Annotated in this window: 9 protein-coding genes; 6 read left to right on the top strand and 3 right to left on the bottom strand. The window is 45.3% G+C overall.

Annotated features, from left to right (window positions below):
* The first annotated feature begins 77 nt into the window (after window positions 1–77).
* From GGD38_RS24415 to GGD38_RS24440, 6 genes are all read left to right on the top strand, one after another.
* On the top strand, window positions 78–653 hold the full coding sequence (locus tag GGD38_RS24415) for an RNA polymerase sigma factor (RefSeq protein ID WP_375301517.1): 576 nt from the start codon (window positions 78–80) through the stop codon (window positions 651–653).
* Between the two features lie 71 nt (window positions 654–724).
* Window positions 725–1984 carry a FecR domain-containing protein gene (locus tag GGD38_RS24420; protein WP_375301516.1) on the top strand — a complete coding sequence of 420 codons (1260 nt, stop codon included), beginning with the start codon at window positions 725–727 and terminating at the stop codon, window positions 1982–1984.
* Between the two features lie 186 nt (window positions 1985–2170).
* Window positions 2171–5671: a SusC/RagA family TonB-linked outer membrane protein gene (locus GGD38_RS24425; RefSeq protein WP_375301515.1), complete on the top strand. Its 3501-nt coding sequence runs from the start codon at window positions 2171–2173 to the stop codon at window positions 5669–5671.
* 16 nt (window positions 5672–5687) lie between these two features.
* Window positions 5688–7190, top strand: coding sequence for a RagB/SusD family nutrient uptake outer membrane protein (locus GGD38_RS24430; RefSeq protein WP_375301514.1), 1503 nt, complete (start codon window positions 5688–5690; stop codon window positions 7188–7190).
* A gap of 11 nt (window positions 7191–7201) precedes the next feature.
* The gene (locus GGD38_RS24435; protein ID WP_375301513.1) at window positions 7202–9484 is read left to right on the top strand and encodes a redoxin domain-containing protein; all 2283 of its coding nucleotides are present in this window, start codon (window positions 7202–7204) and stop codon (window positions 9482–9484) included.
* 144 nt (window positions 9485–9628) lie between these two features.
* Window positions 9629–13708: a two-component regulator propeller domain-containing protein gene (locus GGD38_RS24440; protein WP_375301512.1), complete on the top strand. Its 4080-nt coding sequence runs from the start codon at window positions 9629–9631 to the stop codon at window positions 13706–13708.
* 551 nt (window positions 13709–14259) lie between these two features.
* On the opposite strand, the gene GGD38_RS24445 is transcribed toward GGD38_RS24440, so the two are convergent.
* The 3 genes from GGD38_RS24445 to GGD38_RS24455 form a co-directional block, all read right to left on the bottom strand.
* On the bottom strand, window positions 14260–15792 hold the full coding sequence (locus tag GGD38_RS24445; RefSeq protein WP_375301511.1) for a RagB/SusD family nutrient uptake outer membrane protein: 1533 nt from the start codon (window positions 15790–15792) through the stop codon (window positions 14260–14262).
* 35 nt (window positions 15793–15827) lie between these two features.
* Window positions 15828–18893, bottom strand: coding sequence for a SusC/RagA family TonB-linked outer membrane protein (locus GGD38_RS24450; protein WP_375301510.1), 3066 nt, complete (start codon window positions 18891–18893; stop codon window positions 15828–15830).
* 232 nt (window positions 18894–19125) lie between these two features.
* Complete coding sequence (locus tag GGD38_RS24455; RefSeq protein WP_375301509.1) at window positions 19126–19293, bottom strand: hypothetical protein; 168 nt, start codon at window positions 19291–19293, stop codon at window positions 19126–19128.
* Window positions 19294–20127: the final 834 nt, after the last annotated feature.

Below are 20127 nucleotides of genomic sequence, written 5' to 3' on the forward strand. Positions count from 1 at the left end.
GATCGAATAATTGCTTTATTGAATAACCTTTTATTTATGTTTGTACTGTGATAGTTGTCTTTATTTTATAATAGTTATTGAACCAAAACCCGTCACATACAGAAAAAGAATTGCTTATTGGCGTAGCTGCCGGCAATGAAGAGGCTTTTTCCCGGTTGGTGAATTTGTACCGGAACAAAGTGTTTTCTCATGCGCTTACGTTTGTAAAGAGTTACGAAGAGGCCGAAGAAATTACCCAGGATATATTTGTAAAAGTATGGGCGAACCGGCACCGGTTGCCCGAAGTGAAAGATTTTAAGAACTATCTTTTTATCCTCGGCCGCAACCATCTTGTATCGGCCATTAGAAAGAAAGTGATGGATACCATTTCCAATAATGACGAAGAAGATATCCCCGGCACCTTATTACTGCCCGATACCCAGGTTGAGTATAAAGAAACCTATCGCCATCTTATAAACGGGTTAGATCGCCTGCCGCCGCAACAGAAGGCGGTATTTACATTAAGCCGCATGGAAAACCTGAGCCATGCCGAAATAGGCGAACGGTTGGGTATTTCAAAAAGAACGGTGAAGTTTCACCTGGTTCAGGCCCTCAATTTCCTGCGCGAATATTTACGTTACCCCGGGCTGTTGCTGATTGTTTGGCTATTTTAAAAATATTTTCATTTTACCCTGTCCCGGCAAGCTGCGTACCGCGTCTTTATTAATGATCCTAATTTTTACGAATGAATGAACAAGCCTTTAAAGAGCTGTTAGACCAGTATATAACTGGCCGGCTCAGCCATGAAAACCAATCAACGTTTGCCATGCTATTGGAAAAGCCCGAATACCAGGCTATGCTGGAAGCGGAGCTTGAACGCAGCTTTATGGATGATGAGTTTGAGGGTACCGAAACAGCGGAAAGAAAAGCGCGTTTGAACACCCTGATCTTTGAAAAGATAGCCGTTAAACCACAGGGGCCCGTTCACCGGGTACATTTCTTACGGCGAAGCTGGGTTAAGATAACAGCAGCTGCCGCCATACTGTTATTAATGGGTAGTGTGGCGTACTATAGCTGGCTAAAACCGGTAAAGAAAGAAACGGTTGCTTCATTAGGACCGGCTGCCAATATATTACCTGGTGGCAATAAGGCAACCCTTACCCTGGGCGATGGCTCGGTGATCGTACTTGACAGTGCGGCCAATGGAGCCATTGCGCAACAAGGCAATTCACAAATTAAAAAAACGAAGAACGGAGAGCTGATTTACGCACAGACTCAAAATTCGGGCGGCCCACTCACCACTCACCACTCACCACTTGCTTTTAACACGCTAGCCACCCCGCGTGGCGGACAATACCAACTGGTTTTGCCCGATGGTAGTAAGGTATGGCTGAATGCGGTTTCATCGATCACGTACCCAGCCAGCTTCACCGGCACAGAAAGAAGAGTGGAAATAACCGGCGAGGCCTACTTTGAAGTTACTCATAATAAAAAAATGCCTTTTGTGGTAACAGCAAATGGCACAAATGTAACGGTGCTTGGTACTCACTTCAACGTAAACGCTTATGCCTATGAAAATGCCCGGCGGGTTACCCTGTTGGAAGGATCGGTAAAAGTGAGTCAATCGGCAATCGGTCCCGCCTCAAAGCGGGAGCAATCGGCAAATAATGCAGAGCGTTCAGTTGTCCTAAGACCAGGCGAGCAGGCTGTAATGGCGGTGGGCCATTCACCATTGACCATTGACCATTCACCAGACTTGGAACAAGCGGTAGCCTGGAAGAACGGCAAATTCAGCTTTGGTGAAACGGCCGATATACATAGTGTAATGAACCAGGTGGCCGACTGGTATAATGTGAATGTGGTTTATAAAGGCGCCACCAATAAACATATAAGTGGTACCATATCGCGCAATGTAAACCTGGGCCTGCTGTTACAATTGCTTAAAACAACCGGTGTGGCCGATTTTAATGTGGAAGGGAAAACGGTTGAAGTAATAATGAACTAGACAATTACCTAAAAACAAAAACCGCCTCGTGGTGAGAGACGAAGCGGCGGATGTTTGGCTAATTGAGATATACAATCAGCACAGACTGTAATTATTAACCAAAACACAAACAAAGCTATGCATTTTTTGGCTGTTGTTAGCCGGAGGCATGCCCCCGGCAGAAAGATCATTCAAACACTGCTATTTATGAAGTTGACTGCGTTCTTACTCGTGGTGGCCTGTTTACAGGTGGGTGCAAATGGAATAGCGCAAACGATCACTATTTCCGAGAAGAATGTGCCTTTGCAAAAAGTATTTAAACAAATACAAAAACAGGTAGCCTGCGACTTTGTATACAGTCCCGAAGTACTGCAAAATGCAGGCGCTGTAACAGTAGATGTTCACAATGCTTCGCTCGATCAGGTACTACGGCTTTGCCTGAAAGACAAACCGCTTACTTATGTGATCTTCGGAAAAACCATTGTCATCAGTCCTAAAGCGCCGGAGCCTCCCCGTAAGCCTGCGCCTGCGGGGGTAACTATTTTTAACGATCCCATAAAGGGGATGGTGCTTGATAGTAAAGGCGCTCCGGTTCCCAATGCATCTGTTGTTGTAATATGGTCTAAAGCCGATGCCACCGGCGTTACGCACCCCACCCAAGGAACACAAACAAATATGCAGGGCGAGTTTACACTGCCGCTTTTTTCGGGCCAGGTAACCCTGTCGGTTTCATCAGTAGGTTATTCAACCAAAGAAATGGTCATCAACGATCAAACGAGAAACCTGCGTATTACTTTGTCTATTGAAGAAACCAAACTCGACGAACTGGTGATCACCGGTTATTCAACCAAAAGAGTTAGAGAAATAACCGGTTCTGTACAAACCCTTAGCGGCAACGATCTGCGGAGCGGTATTTCAACCGCCAACACCCTTGCCATGTTGAAAGGCAAAATAGGTGGGTTATATATAAATAAAAGTTCCAGCAGTGCGGGTAGCGTGGCTAACCGCGGCCAGGTGATCATGCGTGGCCAGGCCAGTTTGCCCGATCCCAACAATGCCAATTTCGGTCCATTGATTGTGCTCGATGGCGTTATTACCACAGCCTCCAACTTACAGGATATTGTTGACGCCAGCGATGTTGAAAGCATCACTTTATTAAAAGATGCAGCTTCTACCGCCATTTATGGTTCAAGAGCTGCGCAGGGTGTTATAGTAGTTACTACCCGTCGTGGAGCAGTAGGTAAATTGTCGGTAAACCTGGCCATGAGTCATGGCAAAGTGCAGAACAACCGGCTTGTGGGCTACATGAATACACCGCAGCTGATTGATCATATGACCAAATACATGCAGGCCCTGTACAACGCTACGCCCACCCTGCAAACAACTTATGGCAGCTTCGATAACTATTATAAAACCACCCGCATCTTTACCGACGATGAAGCCAATACAAACTACGACTGGTCGAACGATGCGCTGTTCCCCGATGGCCGCCAAAGCAATATCAATCTCTCACTTGCCAGCGGAACCGATAAAACAAAATTCTACGGATCGGTAAACTGGCTTAAACAGGATGGCACACTGCTCGATGATAACCTTAACCGGAAGAACATTCGTTTTAATATTGATCAGAAGATAAATAATAAATTATCTGTAAGCATCAATGCGAATGCCCTTCTCGATAAATACACTTCTTCAAGCGGCGAAAACCAGTCGTATGTTATCCTGCCATTTGTAAGTCCGTATAAAGCCGACGGACAATTGGCCGATTCTATCCCCAACTATACTTACAGAGCAGCGGGAACACGTTCACAAAGCTGGTACAGCAATCCTTTGTACCATCATGAATGGAACACAACCATTACCCAACGGCACAGTTACCTGGGTACCGGTGTAATTAAATATGCAGTTACACCCTGGTTGTCGTTGCAAAGCACAAACACCTTTAACTACGTTTATAATAATGTGAACACGTATCGCGATCCCCGAACTTATCGCGGTAAATACAACGGGCCGGCCAGCAGTCCGTTTTATATGAATGGGGAATTGTTCCTTACCGATACAAAGAACACGTATTATCTTACTTCAAACCTTATCACCTTCAATAAACAATTTGGCAATCACCAGGTGTCGGCACTGGCAGGGCAGGAGTATAGTAAGACCCATGCTGAAACAATAATCACTTCAGGTTATAATACGCCGTATCCCGGCGAACGGAACCTGGGCGCCTTTACCAATTACGGTAATGGCCCAAATACGTGGATCTATTTAAGAAGCGGATCGGTTTTGCCGCAAACCACCCCACCCGCAATTGACAAAGCTTCGTTCTCATTGTTCTCCGAACTCAATGATAATTATAAAGGCAAATATTTTGGTTCGTTGTCGCTACGCCGCGATGCAAGTACCAACTTTGGCCGGTTGAAGCGCTATGGTAATTTTTATTCATTGAGTGGCGCATGGCTTATCAGCAAAGAAAGTTTCATGAACACCGTACGTCCCATTAGCAACCTGAAACTGCGTGCCTCTTATGGAACGTCGGGCCGCGAAGCAGGCGCCGATAACCTCAACTTTACGGTATACCAGGAAAGCATCAGTTACGGTTATAATACGGCTACCACAACCGGCGCCGCTATTCAACGCCTGGCCAATGACGAAATAACCTGGGAAACAACCTACACCACTGATATTGGTTTGGACCTTGGCTTATGGAAACGGATAAATTTGACTATTGACTTGTATAACCGACGTAGCTCCGGCTTGTTACAAAATACTATTTTGCCGAGCTACCAGGGTTCATTGTCGCAGATAAGAAATGTGGGCGAACTCACTAACAGGGGCATCGATCTGCAATTGAGCTCGGTAAATATTCAGTCGCGCGCTTTCACCTGGACTACCGACTTCAATATCAGCTTCAATAAAAACAAACTCACAAAAATTTATGGTGATTCGCTGATAGATGCGTATACAAATTCTTATTACCGTTACAAAGGCGAAGATGTAAACTCACTGCGCGCCATTACGTATGCAGGTGTGAACCCCGATAATGGACGCCCCCTGTTTGAGCGGGTGCTGGCCGATAAAAGCGTAGTACTGGTTGACAGTATTCCCCTGGTAAAACAAGATGGGTTACGCAGTTACAGGAATGTAGGCTCGGCCACGCCCAAATTCTTTGGTGGTATTACCAATACGTTCAGCTATAAGAATATTACTTTAAGTGTGCTGTTTAATTTTGTGTATGGCAATAAGATCTTCAATAACGCCCTGCGCAATTTTATTTCACCCGATACGTGGACTTTTGGTCAAAACACGGTGCAGCCCGATAAAGCGGTCCGTTTGTGGCAGGGGCCTGGCGATACCAAAGCAAACTACCCCAACTATTACGAGATAGATGCGCGGGGAAGCACCTGGGGAACAAGAGGTGCCACCAACCTGAACTCTTCATTGATTTACCAGGATGCCAGCTACATTCGCCTGCGTAATGCACGCTTGGGCTACGAATTGCCAACTAACCTGGTAAGCAAAGTGAAAGTACGTTCGGTGAATGTATATGTGAGTGCCGATAATGTGTTTGTGATCAAGAGCAAGGATCTGTATGCGGCCGATCCCGAAGGCGCACAGGTTGGTACCAGCACAGCAAACTCCTATGGCGGTACAGGAATTTACAGCGCGCAGCCGCGCCGGTTCATGGCGGGGGTAAACGTAGGGTTTTAATTGAAAAATCAACAACATGCCAAACACAACAAACTATATAAAAGGAACTGTTATCTTTCTTACCTGGGCATTGCTGGGGGCCTGCAACAAAAAGCTCGATGAAATAAAACCCCATAATGTGTTGTTCGAAGATCAGCAATTTGGTACACCGGCTGGTTATACAAAAGCAACCATTGCCAATTACAACAGTTTAACCACGTCGGGTGCCACCGGCGGTTATGATTACAACTGGTTTAACTTAAGCGAATTCAGGGGCAACAACGTTCGTACAATAGATAATACCAGCTCCGCGAACCTGACAGCTTCGCAAGATGTGGACGCTTTTAATTTCACTAACTCCAGTTCAAAGGATTTTGGCCGTTCCGATGCATTCTGGAAAGCATCGTACAAAGCGCTGTTGGGCATCAATATCGTGTTAAAGCATATAAATGATACCGAATCTGACAGTACTATATTGCAGGCAAAAGCAGAGAACCTGTTCCTGCGGGCCGTGGTGTACTTTAATCTTATTCGGTTGTATGGCCGGCCTTATTATCAATCGCCAACCAGTAATTTGGGTGTTTCATTGATCCTGAAGCCCATTGAGACCGCGGCCGATAAACCAACAAGAGCAACGGTAGAGGAAACCTACCAGCAGATAATTTCCGATTTAACAGAGTCGATAAAGAATTTTCGCTATACCAAGGTAAACAGCTTTGCCAGCAAGTATGCGGCCTATGCCTTGCTCTCGAGGGTATACCTTTATATGAGCGGGCCGTTTGCACAACCCAACACGCAATATGCGCAGCTGGCTGCCCAATATGCCGATTCGGTTATTGTAAACGGCGGTTACTCCTTGTTACAGGGAGCGACATATACTGCCTATTATAACAACAGCAACCAGGCCAATGCCGAAACCATTTGGGCGGTGAACCACGACAATATAGTTACCAGTCTGCCAACTCTGCTGTATCAGCCAACCGGGCAATATACAGGTAGTTCAAGCTATTCAACGGGGCAGGTTAAACCATCACCCGATCTGTTGAGTTTAATGAGCGCTGCCGATCTGCGGTTAAGCTTTTACGTAAAAGATAAATATCCCGGTAATAATACCGATACGTTGAGCTGCCGAAAATACATGTATAAATACACGGCGGTGTATACCAGCAATGCACCCATTCATTACCTGCGCCTGGCCGAAATGTACCTGAACAGGGCAGAGGCCAGAGTAAAAGCAGGAGATAACGGCGGTGCGTTGAGCGATGTGAATATCATCAGGCAACGGGCCGGTTTACTGCCTGCATTAGGGTTGAGCGGCCAGGCATTGTTTGATGAAATACTTACACAACGCCGCCTGGAACTGGCATTTGAAGGCCATAACAGTTACGATTATTTCCGTAACGGTTTGCCAATGGTACGCAGTTACAGCTCGTTCAATTCGGCGCCTTTGACCATTAGCCCAACCGACCCCAAAGTAGTGTTGCGCATTTCAGACGATATATTGATAGAAAACGGAAATATTACTCAAAACAACCAATAACCATTATTGTTATGATGTTACAAAAAAGAATTATAGCACTGAGCCTGGCAGCAACTTCGTTGCTGCAGGCCCGGGCGCAAACAAAGCCCGGGGAGTTTGTAGTGAACGGCAAATACAGCGGCCCTGCCGTTGATGTAGTATACTTTGGTTACACTAATGATAACGATCAGCAGGTAAAGGACAGCAGCGTATTAAAAAACGGCGCATTTACTTTTAAAGGGTCAGTTAGCGAACCTCGCATGGGCTATCTATACCCCAAAGCGTCGGGTAACGCCCGCAGCAGCGCCCAGTTTTTTTTAGAGCCACAAAAGACCATTACGGTTAAAATAAACGGCGATTTCAATAAACCTGTAGTAACCGGTTCGGCCACACAAAAAGAATATGAACAGTTACAGGCCGAGCAGGAACCTATCAGAAAACAGATGGAGCCATTATCGGCACAATACAGTGTGGCTACAAAGGCATACAACGATGCGAAAAAGAACAATGCACCCGAAAATGAACTCGATACGCTCAAGTACAGGGCGGCGGCCATCCATGATCTGTTCACACCATATAATGAACGCATGAAGGCCTGTACCCTCCGGTTCTTTGAAAAACATCCGGCATCCGTTGTAACAGCGTTCTATTTGCGCTTTTATGTTACCAGCCTGTCGCTCGATTCATTAAAACTGTTTTATAACCGCCTGGGTAAAACGCAGCAAACAGGTTATGGAAAACTGCTGGCCAGTGAAATAGCCAAACTGGAAGGCGGTTCGCCCGGCAGCATGGCAAAGAATTTTACCACAACCGATATCAACGGCAAACAGTTAAGTCTGACCGATTTTAAAGGCCGTTACGTGCTGGTTGATTTTTGGGCCAGCTGGTGTGTGCCTTGCCGTAAAGGCAACCCACACCTGAAAGAACTGTATGCGATGTACAAACCCAAAGGTTTGGAGATCATTGGCATCTCCGACGACGATCGCGATCACGATGCCTGGCGCAAAGCCGTTGAAAAAGACGGGCTTCCCTGGCGGCATGTTTTGCGTGGTATGAAATTCGATCCCGTAAAAGGGTACGACCGCACCAATGATATCAGCGATCTGTTTGGTGTTCATTCACTGCCTACACAAATACTCATTGACCCAACCGGTAAGATCATTGGCCGTTACGATGAGGGGGCTGCTTCTGTTAAAGCAATGGATACAAAGCTGGCTGAAGTGTTCAAAGATGTAGCACTGATAAAATTCAACGGTACTACCGACCCGGCATTTAATGGCGAGGAGATCGTTATTTACAACCGTGCAATAGGCGTTTACGATTCTGTTACCGTACAAAACGGCCAATTCACCATTACCGCACCCTTTAAAGAACCCAACCGCTATATGTTTTATAGCAAGGCTGAGGCAAAGAAAAAGAAAGGCTACAGCCCCTGGGGCATTCTGATAACAAAAGCCGGTGATGTGAATTTGAAAATGGCCATGGATAGCATACAGGCAACCGTTGTAAACGGTGCGCCCGAAAATGAGTTGTACAATTCCTATGCTGCAGCCAGCAATGAAGCCATGAAAAAGATCATGAGTAAGCTGAGTGAAAAGTATGGAGCCGATTTCGTGAACAGTCCTGATGCAAAAGATCCACGGTATAAAGAGCTGGTAGCCGATTACCAGGCATTGGCAAAAGAAAATCAACCTGCAGATCAGGCACGGCTTGAGCAGTTTATTTCAACCAATAAAAACTCATTCGCAGCTTTGTACGTGTTATCTGTTTCTGCCAATGGTCTCGATGCGGCAAAACTTGAATCAATGTACGAGTTGCTTGGCGCCGGTTATAAAACCACCAGTTTTGGCCAACGCCTTGCCGATAAAATTCAGTCGGCGAAAATAACTGCTATAGGAAAAACTGCGCCGGAGTTTCAACAACCCGATACGCTGGGGAATATGGTAAAACTGTCTGACTTCCGTGGTAAATACGTGCTGGTTGACTTTTGGGCAAGCTGGTGCGGGCCCTGCCGCCAGGAAAACCCACACGTGGTTAAGGCATTTACCCAATACAAAGACAAAGGTTTTACCGTGCTGGGCATTTCGCTCGATAAGGAAGATAAAAAAGACGCCTGGCTTGGAGCTATTCACAAAGACGGTCTTACCTGGACACACGTTTCTGATCTTAAATTCTGGGACAATGCGGTGGCAAAGCTGTATGGCATCAACGCCATTCCGCAGAATTTTTTGTTAGATCCCAAAGGCACCATCATCGCCACCAACGTTCGCGGTGAAGAATTGAACAAAAAACTGGCAGAAATTTTTAAAATGTAAAAAAATAGCCGGAATATAAGGTGGGCCACCCTCGAAAGCGACGCGATCGAGGGTGGCCCACCTTTTTTATTGCCTGGGTGGAAAAAAACTTAACTTTATAAAAGTTTTTAATGCCGGGGTTCTTTTACTATACTTGCCATTCCTATGCTACTGTTTGTGAAATCTGTTACCAGAAAACTGGTTGTACTGCCTGTTTGTATTTTTTTTGTTGTTCTTTTACAGGCACAACAATCAATACCTTATCATTTTGCTCACCTCGATTTTAATCAGGGACTTTCCAACAACCAAATAAATTGCATTTTCAAAGGGACCAAAGGATTTATGTGGTTTGGTACTATGAGCGGACTGAACCGTTTCGATGGTTATACAATAAGATCTTTTCGCCATTCTATTCAGGATACTACTTCTCTTATAGATGATTATATTTCAAAGATCGTAGCAGGCCCTTTCAACCAATTATGGATCGAAACCCGCTTAGGTTTCAATATTTACGATCCTGCTACGGAAAAATTTGATCGGGCAGCTCCCAAATATTTACAAAAGCTGGGCATGCCCGGGTATGATCTTACCGATATAGTTCCCCTGGACAAAGGCTTTTTATTCGTTTACCGCGACCAGGGTATTTTCTATTTCGAAGAAAACAAACCGGTGATACCTGTCATCAATAACACCAGCCGCGAGGTGAATGTGATTGCCGATGTGAAAGCAGATTCGAATAGCAATTTTTGGGTGGTTTATTGTAATGGGTTAATGGAGCAATATGATGGCAGGTCGAAGAAAGCCATCAGTCGCAGCAATTTGGTACAAATAAAACAAGGCGTAAATAAACACCTGTACCAGCTGTACATCGATTCGCAAAACGAATTATGGGTGTATGGCAGCGGCATCGTTAATGGGGTTTACCGCTTTAACCCTGCCGGTTATTCGCTGCAGCAAATAGCGAATAATGAAGGCCTGGCTATTCTCAGCAGCAACACCATTGAAAGCATAGTACAGGATAATAAAGGGCTGATGTGGATCGCTACCGATCATGGCGGCATTAACCTTCTTGACAAAAACACTATGAAGGTGCAGGTGCTGCTGAACGATGCCGCCAACAGCGGCAGTTTGGCCCAAAACAGTTTAACTGATCTGTACAAAGATGATCTGGGTATTATATGGGTAGGAACGTTTAAGCAGGGCATCAACTATTATCACGAAAGCATTATTCAATTCCCAATATACCGCCACGATGTTACCAATAATGCCACATTGCCCTATAATGATGTGAACAGGTTTGTAGAAGATGCGAAAGGGAATTTATGGATTGGCACCAATGGGGGCGGACTTATTTATTTCAACCGCGCAAATAATACGTTTAAACAATACCGGCATAACCCGGCCAGCGACAACAGCCTGGCCAATGATGTTATTGTAAGCCTGTTTATTGACCATGCCAATGTTTTATGGATCGGTACTTATTTTGGCGGTCTTGATAGTTACGATGGCCGGTCGTTTACCCATCATAGGCATAATGAAAAAGACAGCAACAGTATTGCTGATAACCGGGTTTGGGAAATTTATGAAGACCATAATAAAAACTTATGGGTAGGAACGTTGGGGTACGGAATGGAAAAATACGATCGCGCCGGCAACCGGTTCATTCATTTCAAACCAATGGCGCCCAACTCGGTGCATATGGATTATATAGCAGCCATTGAGGAAGATAAACAGGGCAATTTATGGGTAGGTACTTCTTATGGCATAGATGTACGCGATAAAAATACCGGTGTATTTAATCAGCTGCTGGGCCGCGAAACAAAACTCAGCAATGACAATGTCATAAGCATATGTAACGACAGCCGTGGTTATACCTGGGTGGGTACGCGCGATGGGTTGAATATTTACAACCCGCAAACAAAAACCTTTCAGGTTTTCAGAAAAGAAGAAGGCCTGCCCGACAATACGATCCTGAATATTGTGGAAGACAATGCGCATGACCTGTGGATCAGTACGCCCAATGGCATCAGCCGTGTAAGCTGTTTCGGTACATTGAAAACAGGTATTTGCATCAATTGCGTCAACTACGACCGCCTCGACGGGTTGCAGGGCAAAGAGTTCAATGAAAATGCAGCTTTAAAAACAAGGAATGGTGAAATTGTTTTTGGCGGCCCTAATGGGTTCAACCTGTTCAACCCGGCAAATTTAAAATTCAGGACACCCGCGCCCCGGGTAGTGCTTACCGGTTTACAGGTGTTTAACCAGCACATTGCACCCGGCGATAAGCTCAACAGCCAGGTGATACTGCAAAAGGCAATTGCAGAAACGGAAGACATCAGGCTGCGTTATGATGAAAATATTTTCTCTATTGAATTTGCAGCGCTTGGGTATACCAATTCACAAAAGATAAAATACGCCTACCGCCTTGGAGGATTTAATAAGAACTGGCTGATCACCGATGGAAGTACACGCAAAGTGACTTACACCAACCTGGACCCCGGTACGTATACTTTTTATGTAAAAGCATCGAACGATCAGGGTGTTTGGAACGAACAACCTTTAGCCGTAAAGATCATTGTGATGGCCCCGTTCTGGCGTACGCCGCTGGCCTATTTCATATATGTATTAGCGGGGTTGGCTATCCTCTTCTTTGCGCGGCGGGTGGTTATTCAACAAGCAAAAATGCGTTTTGCATTGGAGCAGGCCCGCGAGCTCGACCTTATGAAGACCCGTTTTTTTACCAATGTGAGCCATGAATTTCGCACCCCGCTTTCGCTTATACTTACCCCGCTTGAGCGAATGATAGCAGCGGCAGAAGAACCGGCGCGCCGTTCGCAATACCAGTTAATTCATCGCAATGCCCGCCGTTTGTTGAACCTGGTAAATCAACTACTTGATTTTCGCAGAATGGAAGTGAATGAGCTGAAGCTGCATGCCACCGACGGCGATATTGTTCAGTTCATTGAAGAAGCCGCCGGCTCGTTTACCGATATCGCCGAAAAGAAACAGATCAAATTCTCGTATTCCGCTACTTTAAAAAGCCTGTACGCCCATTTCGACCACGATAAACTTGAACGCATTATCTTCAACCTGCTTTCCAATGCCTTTAAGTTTACGGGCGAAAAAGGACAGGTGGCCGTTGAGGTAGGCACTACCACAAGTGAGGCAGGCACCGCACTTGAAATAAAGATCCGCGACACCGGTATTGGGATCCCGTACAACCGGCACGACAAGATCTTTGAACGGTTCTTTCAGCACGATTTACCGGGCACAATGGTGAACCAGGGAAGTGGTATTGGACTGGCTATCACCAGGGAGTTTATAAGCCTTATGGAGGGTGTTATTGTTGTGGAGAGTGAAGAGGGCAGGGGATCGGTGTTTACTGTAATACTGCCTGTTACAAAGGCTGTGCCTTGTATTGTACAGCCTGCCATACAGGAGGTGGCAGCCATAACGCCGGTAACAACCGGAAAAAAAGAACACACGATCCTGCTGGTCGAAGACAATGAAGATTTTCTGTTCTACCTAAAAGAGAATCTGCGCGAGTATTACAATATTGTTGACGCCGTGAATGGCAAAGAAGGCTGGCAAAAAACATTATCGGCACATCCCGACATTATCGTAAGTGATATAAGTATGCCTGTAATGAATGGGATAGAACTATGCGAAAAAATAAAACAGGACCCACGCACCAAACACATACCGGTGGTTTTGCTTACCGCGCTTACTTGCGAAGAGCAACAATTGCGCGGGCTTGAAACGGGCGCCGCCGATTACATAACCAAACCGTTCAATTTTGAAATACTGGTAAGTAAAATAAAGAACCTGTTGCGGCAGCAGCAATCGCTTAAACAGGCTTTTACCAAACAGGTGGCGGTAAAAACCACCGATATAAAGGTAGAAGACCCCAACCAGCGGTTTGTTCAGGAAGCGCTTGCTATAGTAGAACGCAATATTTCAAATGCCGATTTTTCGGTAGAGGAATTAAGCCGGGCATTATTACTGAGCCGGGCGGCAGTATATAAACGGCTGTTTGTGCTTACGGGGAAAACTCCGATAGAATTTATACGACAATTGCGTTTACAAAGAGCGGCACAATTATTGGAAAAGTCAAATATGACCGTTGCTGAGGTGGCGTATGAAACCGGCTTTAACAACCCTAAATATTTCTCCAAATACTTCAAGGCAGAATACGGAAAACTGCCCTCTGCTTTTCAGGCTGAGATAAAAAAAGGCTTAAGTTGACAAATTATACCCTTTAAAAATACATTTGATCACACCCCGTCAACATTTTGATACCCTCAATTATACGTTCCTGTACCATAGGTATATGATTTGACTATTAATTTCACACTCGCTCAATTGATACCATTCTACCGGCAAGTAAAAATACTAATATAATTCAGGCCCCGGCCTGTGAAGAGTGTATACGGGTAGTCCCAACGTCTTATTGGGAGGTACAGGAAACTAAGGATCACATTGTTCTGAAAACAAGCCGCCTGGTTGCAAACCGTTGGGGTAAATACGGGGGCGGTTTTGTTTTCAGACAATACTTTCTACAGGCAAACCATTAGCTCAATAATTTTTAGTAATAAATAACACGGTGTAACGTTAATGCACTGCAAGGCATAGCCGCAAAACTAATTATCGATTTTTAGGATTATGTTGAAAAGAGAGGCATCCCGCAATTCCGCGGGGTGCCTTTTTTATATTTAGGGCGGGTACCCTTGTCAAAGGGTGCTCGCCCTGCAGTGAAATAAAGGGGAGCCGCTCTGCAAGAGCGCTCCCCCTTAGCTTTATTTCCATGGATCGCTTTGTACCATTTTGGGGTTAGCGTTTAGCTCCGACTGTGGTATTGGAAAGTATTCATGTTTGGTTGGGTTATAGAATTGTTTTCCAACTTTGTCGCTATTCGTAATTTCCTGTTGTAACAAACCCCATCTTTTGAGGTCGTAAAATCGTAAACCTTCGCGGGCAAATTCCAGCATTCGCTGGTGTCTTATTTCCGCCATCATTTGCGTAGTGGAAAAACCTGCTGTTAAAGGACTTAATTGCGCCCGGCTGCGAATGGCATTAACATGCGTATACGCTGCGGCCGGCCGTTGCTGCATGGTGATGGCTTCGGCCAGCATTAACAGCACATCGGCATACCGCATGGCCCTTTCGTTGTTGCTGGAGGTGTAGCTGCCCCCGTTGGCGCCGGTTAGCTCATTGGCCTGCCAGTAGTTCTGGTATTTCTTGTACATTGATTTATAGCCAAATTGCAATGCGAACCCTGTGAATGGTTTGGTATAAAAAGTAGCGCCCGGGTAATTCCATACCAGCGTAGCGTACATGCGCGGGTCAAAATCATTACTAACGGTCTTTTCTACCTGAAATTCATTAAAGAGTTTGTCGGTGGGGCTCACTTCAAACCAACCTGCCACCTCCGATGGTGCAAATTCCTGTGCGGTAGTAACACCCAGGCTTTCATTGGTATTTTCGCCGGCCCAGGGGTTGGTGCCGCCTACATCGCTCAACTGTATTTCAAAAACCGACTCCTGGTTGTTTTCTTTTTCTTTGGCCGACATAAAGTTATCGCCATAATCGGTCATCAACTGGTAATTGAACGGCGCCTGTGTTAATTGTAACAGCGTTGCCTCGGCCTTTGCATAATCTTTGGTATACAAATAAGCTTTTCCCCAATACGCTATGGCTGCGCCCCTGGTGGCACGCCCAACCCATTTTTTCTCATAAGAAAGAGGCAGGTCTGCCTGGGATTCCTGAAAATCCTGGATGATCTGCTTCCAAACATCTGCTTCCGGCGATTTGGGCACAAAATAATCATCTGTTGCTTTGGGCAACGTGTTGCGCAATGGCACATCGCCAAAATTGGTAACCAGGGTGAAATAGTTCAGTCCACGCAGGAACTTTGCTTCAGCTATATAGCCTTTTTTTGCCTGGTCGCTCAGCGAGGTTACTTTATCGATGTTCTCCAGTATCTGGTTCGCTCTGAAGATGGCGCGATAGGCAATGTTCCATAAGTTGGTGGCCGCCGAATTATCGGGGGTATTGGTATAGGTAGAAAGCTGGTATAAATACGAAACATCATTGCGGATAAAGAAATCATCGCCCCGGCCGTTTGAGAGTTCAACCCCACGTACGCCCCATAAGCCGCCATCTACATTTTTAAGCAGGCCATACGTTGCGCCTAGTGCGCTTTGTACATCGGCTTCTGTTTTCCAGTAGGTATCTGTGGTAATGTTATTTGGGTTGGTTAATTCAAGGTTCTTTTTCGAACAGCTTACCAGCAACAATAATATGGTTGTATGAATAATGATCTTTTTCATTTGGCTTACATTTTTTCATTGAATAAAAAACACCGTTACAGCGACAATTGAATACCTACCGACAATGTGCGGGCAATAGGGTAGGCTACGTGACCATAATCAACACCACGGTCAAGAATACTGCCTGAACGTCCAATATCCGGATTGAACCCACTATAGTTGGTAATGGTAAATAAGTTGTCGGCGCTGAAATAAGCCCGTAGCGAAGTGATCTTTAATTTCTGTACCAGTGTTTCGGGTATGGTATAACCTATTTGTAACGTGCGCATCCGCAGGTAAGAGCCGTTTTCAAGAAACCGGCTTGAGGTTTGTGCATTAAAGTTTGGATCGTCGATAACGGCACGGGGTATGTTAGAATGGTTTTGCGGTGTCCAGGCATTGAGTGTAGCCCTGCTGTAATTGATCTCCAGGTTCATGCCTTCCATATCCTGACGTAAGCCATTGTAGATCTTGTTACCCGATGTGCCCTGCAGGTACATATTGATGTCGAAGTGGTAGGCATTGGCTTTTATTCCGAAACCATAGTCGAAGTTAGGGAAGGGACTGCCACCATCTACACGATCGGTATTACTTATCATACCGTCGCCATTGGCGTCGAGGAATTTTATATCGCCGGGCATGGCTGCAGGCTGTATTTTCTTTCCGTTCTTATCAACATAGGCATCTACTTCCTGCTGGCTTTGAAAAATACCTAATGCTTTTATCAAATAGAAGCCGCTTACTTCACCACCGGCCTGGGTAAGGGTGGTTTGTGCGCCGTGGTGCGTTGGCTGGCCACCAAAGATCTGTTGCGTACCAGTGCCCAGTTTTAATACTTTATTCTTTACTGCGGTAAACGTGCCATATACTGAATAGTTAATTTTACCCAGCGAATTGCTGTAATTCAAACCCAGCTCAAGCCCTTTATTTTGCAGGGTGCCGGCATTTACAGTAGGGCTTGTAGCGGAGCCGGCAGAGCCCGGTACCGGTACTTCAAGTAATACGTCGGTTGTTTTCTTTATGAAATAGTCTGCTGTAATATTCAGGCTGTTGTTGAACAAACCGGCGTCGATGCCTACATTATATGTTTCCGTATTTTCCCATTTAATATCGGGCGAAGCGAACGCAGTTTGAATGGCGCCAAACCATTTTTGCTGGTCTTCACCGGTCACATAATTTATATTGGAAGCAATGGCTGCGCTGTACATATAATCGGGGATCTCCTGGTTACCCAAAACACCAAAGCTGCCCCTGAGCTTTAATGTTGACAATACTTTGGGGGCGTTTTTAAAGAATGATTCGTTCGAGATGTTCCAGCCCAATGCTACTGATGGAAAATTACCAAAACGGTTGGCCCGGCCAAAGCGCGATGAACCATCGCGTCTGAAGCTGGCCGTTAACAGATAACGGTTATCGTATGAATATATAACGCGACCGAGTAAGGATAAAAGCACATTCTCTGTGCGGTTGCCGTTTACCGTAGCAGTGCCGGAACCAACATCAAGCACCTGCAGGCCATCGGGTAAATTGGTTTTGGCGGCATTCCAGTAATAATATTTATATCGTTGATAGGCATAACCGGCCAGCGCCTGCACGGAGTGTTTACCAAAATCGTGGTTATAATGCAGGGTGTTTTCCAGTTGTGCCAGCAGATCGCGGGTTTTGGCCTGGCTCAGGTCGTTGGTGGTATGAGAAAACAGCCCCCCTGTTTTGTGCCGCTTATAATAATCATTGGTTTCGCTGAACGATCCGGTATAACCCAGGTTAAATTTATATTTCAGCGAAGGCAGAATGGTAACTTCTGCATATGCATTGGCCAGTAACGAGGTGAGCTCATACGTAATGCTTTCGAGGTTCAGTTGCGCTACCGGATTGGCTACGTTTACCACAGAGCCATAGGCGCCGCCATAACCGCCAATGGCAGATGTATCATATATATCAAACACCGGTATCATTTTTACCGCAGAACCAACAGGATTACCACCTTGTCCGCCCCAGCCACCGGGCATCCTGGTGAACTTTTCGCGGCTAAGTATTATAGTTTCGCCAACCTTCAACCTGCCCAATGTGGTTTCTGATTTGGCGCGCATGCCATAGCGTTTATAACCGGTGATATCAACAATACCCTGTTGGTCGTTGTATTCGCCCGAAATACTGTACCGGCTGTTTTGAGTGCCACCGCCGGCCGATAAGTTATATTGCTGCATGGTTGCGCTTCTAAAAATAGCGTCCTGCCAGTCGGTACCAGCGCCCAGTTGTGAAGGATTGGCCGCCATGGGTAAGCGGGCCAGTTTAGCCGCATCGTGCGCTGCATTGCTTACATTAGCCCATTCTTCGGCATTAAGTACATCGTATTTCTTAGCCAGCTTTTGAACACCCAGGTTGGTGTTAAACGTTATGATGGGTTTACCGGGTTTTCCGGTTTTGGTGGTAATGAGCACTACGCCATTGGCTGCGCGGCTACCATATATGGAGGCGGCAGAAGCGTCTTTCAGTACATCAATTGATTCAATGTCGGCTGGTGAAATATTATTGATACCTCCTACCTGTACGCCGTCTACAATGTATAACGGATTTTGCGTTCTCATGGTTCCCACACCTCTTACGAGTATACGTGTTCCGCTGCCGGGGTCGCCGCCAGCCGATTCAATGGTAACACCAGGCATTTTTCCCTGCATGGCGCGGCTTACGTTAATAATGCCTTCAGATTTCAGGTCACTGCCTTTTAATGAAGACACGGCGCCTGTAAGGTCCTTTTTACGCACTGTACCATAGCCTATCACCACCACTTCATTGAGGTTCGAAACAAGGCGGTTCATTGTAATGGAAAGGGTATTGGCATCGCCCACTGCTACTTCAACCGTTGTGTATTCGGTAGAGGTGATTTGCAAGCGGTCGCCGGGTGATGCGGTAATGGTAAAGGCGCCGTTCTCATCGGTACTGGTACCGGTTTTTTTACCTTTAATAATGATGGAAGCGTTGGTTACCGGATCATTTGTTTTGGCATCGGTAATTTTACCGGAAATTGTTTTTTGCTGTGCCGTGGCAATCAGTGAAGAAGAAATAAATAGGAATAGAAATGTTGCCAACCGGCAGATGGAAAGCTGTCGTTGTTTTCTCATATGTTCTCGTATTTTGGAAACAGTAATCGTTAAGTGTAAATGTAACAATAACAAATTTACCGGGTTGTGGCGAGCTGTAGATGGACTATTGTTTTCTTTAGATGGATTTTTTTATTATATGACATGGGTGTATTGCGAATTTGCCATCCATATCTCTTTTCCAGGTCTGCCAACGCTGGTTTTGACTTCCAAAACTCTTTTTCTGAGTTGCCCAGAGCAATATGTGAGCTGCCTAACTCTTTTTCTGAGTTGCCCAACGCAGGTTTTGCTTTTCATAACTCATTTTTGAATGTCCCAGAGCATTATGTGAATTGCCCAACTCATTTTCCGGGTTCGCCAGCGCAATATATGAGCTGCCCAACTCTTTTTCTGAGTTGCCAACGCATTTTTTGCTTCCCATAACTCATTTTCTACTCCCCGGAGCAATATGTGGGTTGCCCAACTCATTTTCTGCTTTGCCCGACGCAGGTTTTGACTTCCATAACTCTTTTTCTGGCTTCTCCAACACAATATGTGTGTTCTCCAACTCATTTTCACGGTTCCCTAACTCAATTTAATACCTCACCAGGTTTGTTTTTGCTTTCACAACTCAGGTTCATGCCTCCCTTAATTAGTTTTGTGGCGCCAAAAGTTATTTTTGGCGTCAGCAACTTGTTTTTGACCGTCCCCGAATAATTGAAGGCCATCATCAAACGATTTAAAGCTATCACCAATCAACTTTAGGTGACCATTAATCAAAATAGGGCGTGCATGAATCAGGTTTAGGCGTCCACAACTCAAGTTTACCCATGCATGAAGTTAGTATTGAGGTAAACCAGCTCTGTGAACGCTGAAAGTAAGTTAGTGAAGGTAAAAAATGAGTTATTGTAAGTTGAAAATAACCTGGGGAAGGTGAAAACAAACTTTGTGGAGGTCAAAACTAAGTTGGTGGCGTGAAAAAATAACTTATGAAGTCAAGCATTTCGCAAAACCTTTCAAATAATGAGTTGGGGTAAGCTTCAACCTGAACAAAGCTTTCAAAAAATGAATCAGTGGAGGCAATAACCTTAACGGGCCTGTCAAATAATGAGTTGGAGGAAGGGGTAGGATATAAATTGATATCAATCAACTAATTATTAATTCACTTAGTTCATATAATTTGGAAGTGTCTAATTCTTTGTGTAAATAAAATATAAGTAACTGTATTAGAGAGATTAATCCCCCGGGCAGGTGAAGCGAAGTGAGGCGGAGCGTA

The organism is Niastella sp. OAS944, assembly GCA_024809215.1.
Taxonomy (GTDB): Bacteria; Bacteroidota; Bacteroidia; order Chitinophagales; family Chitinophagaceae; genus Niastella.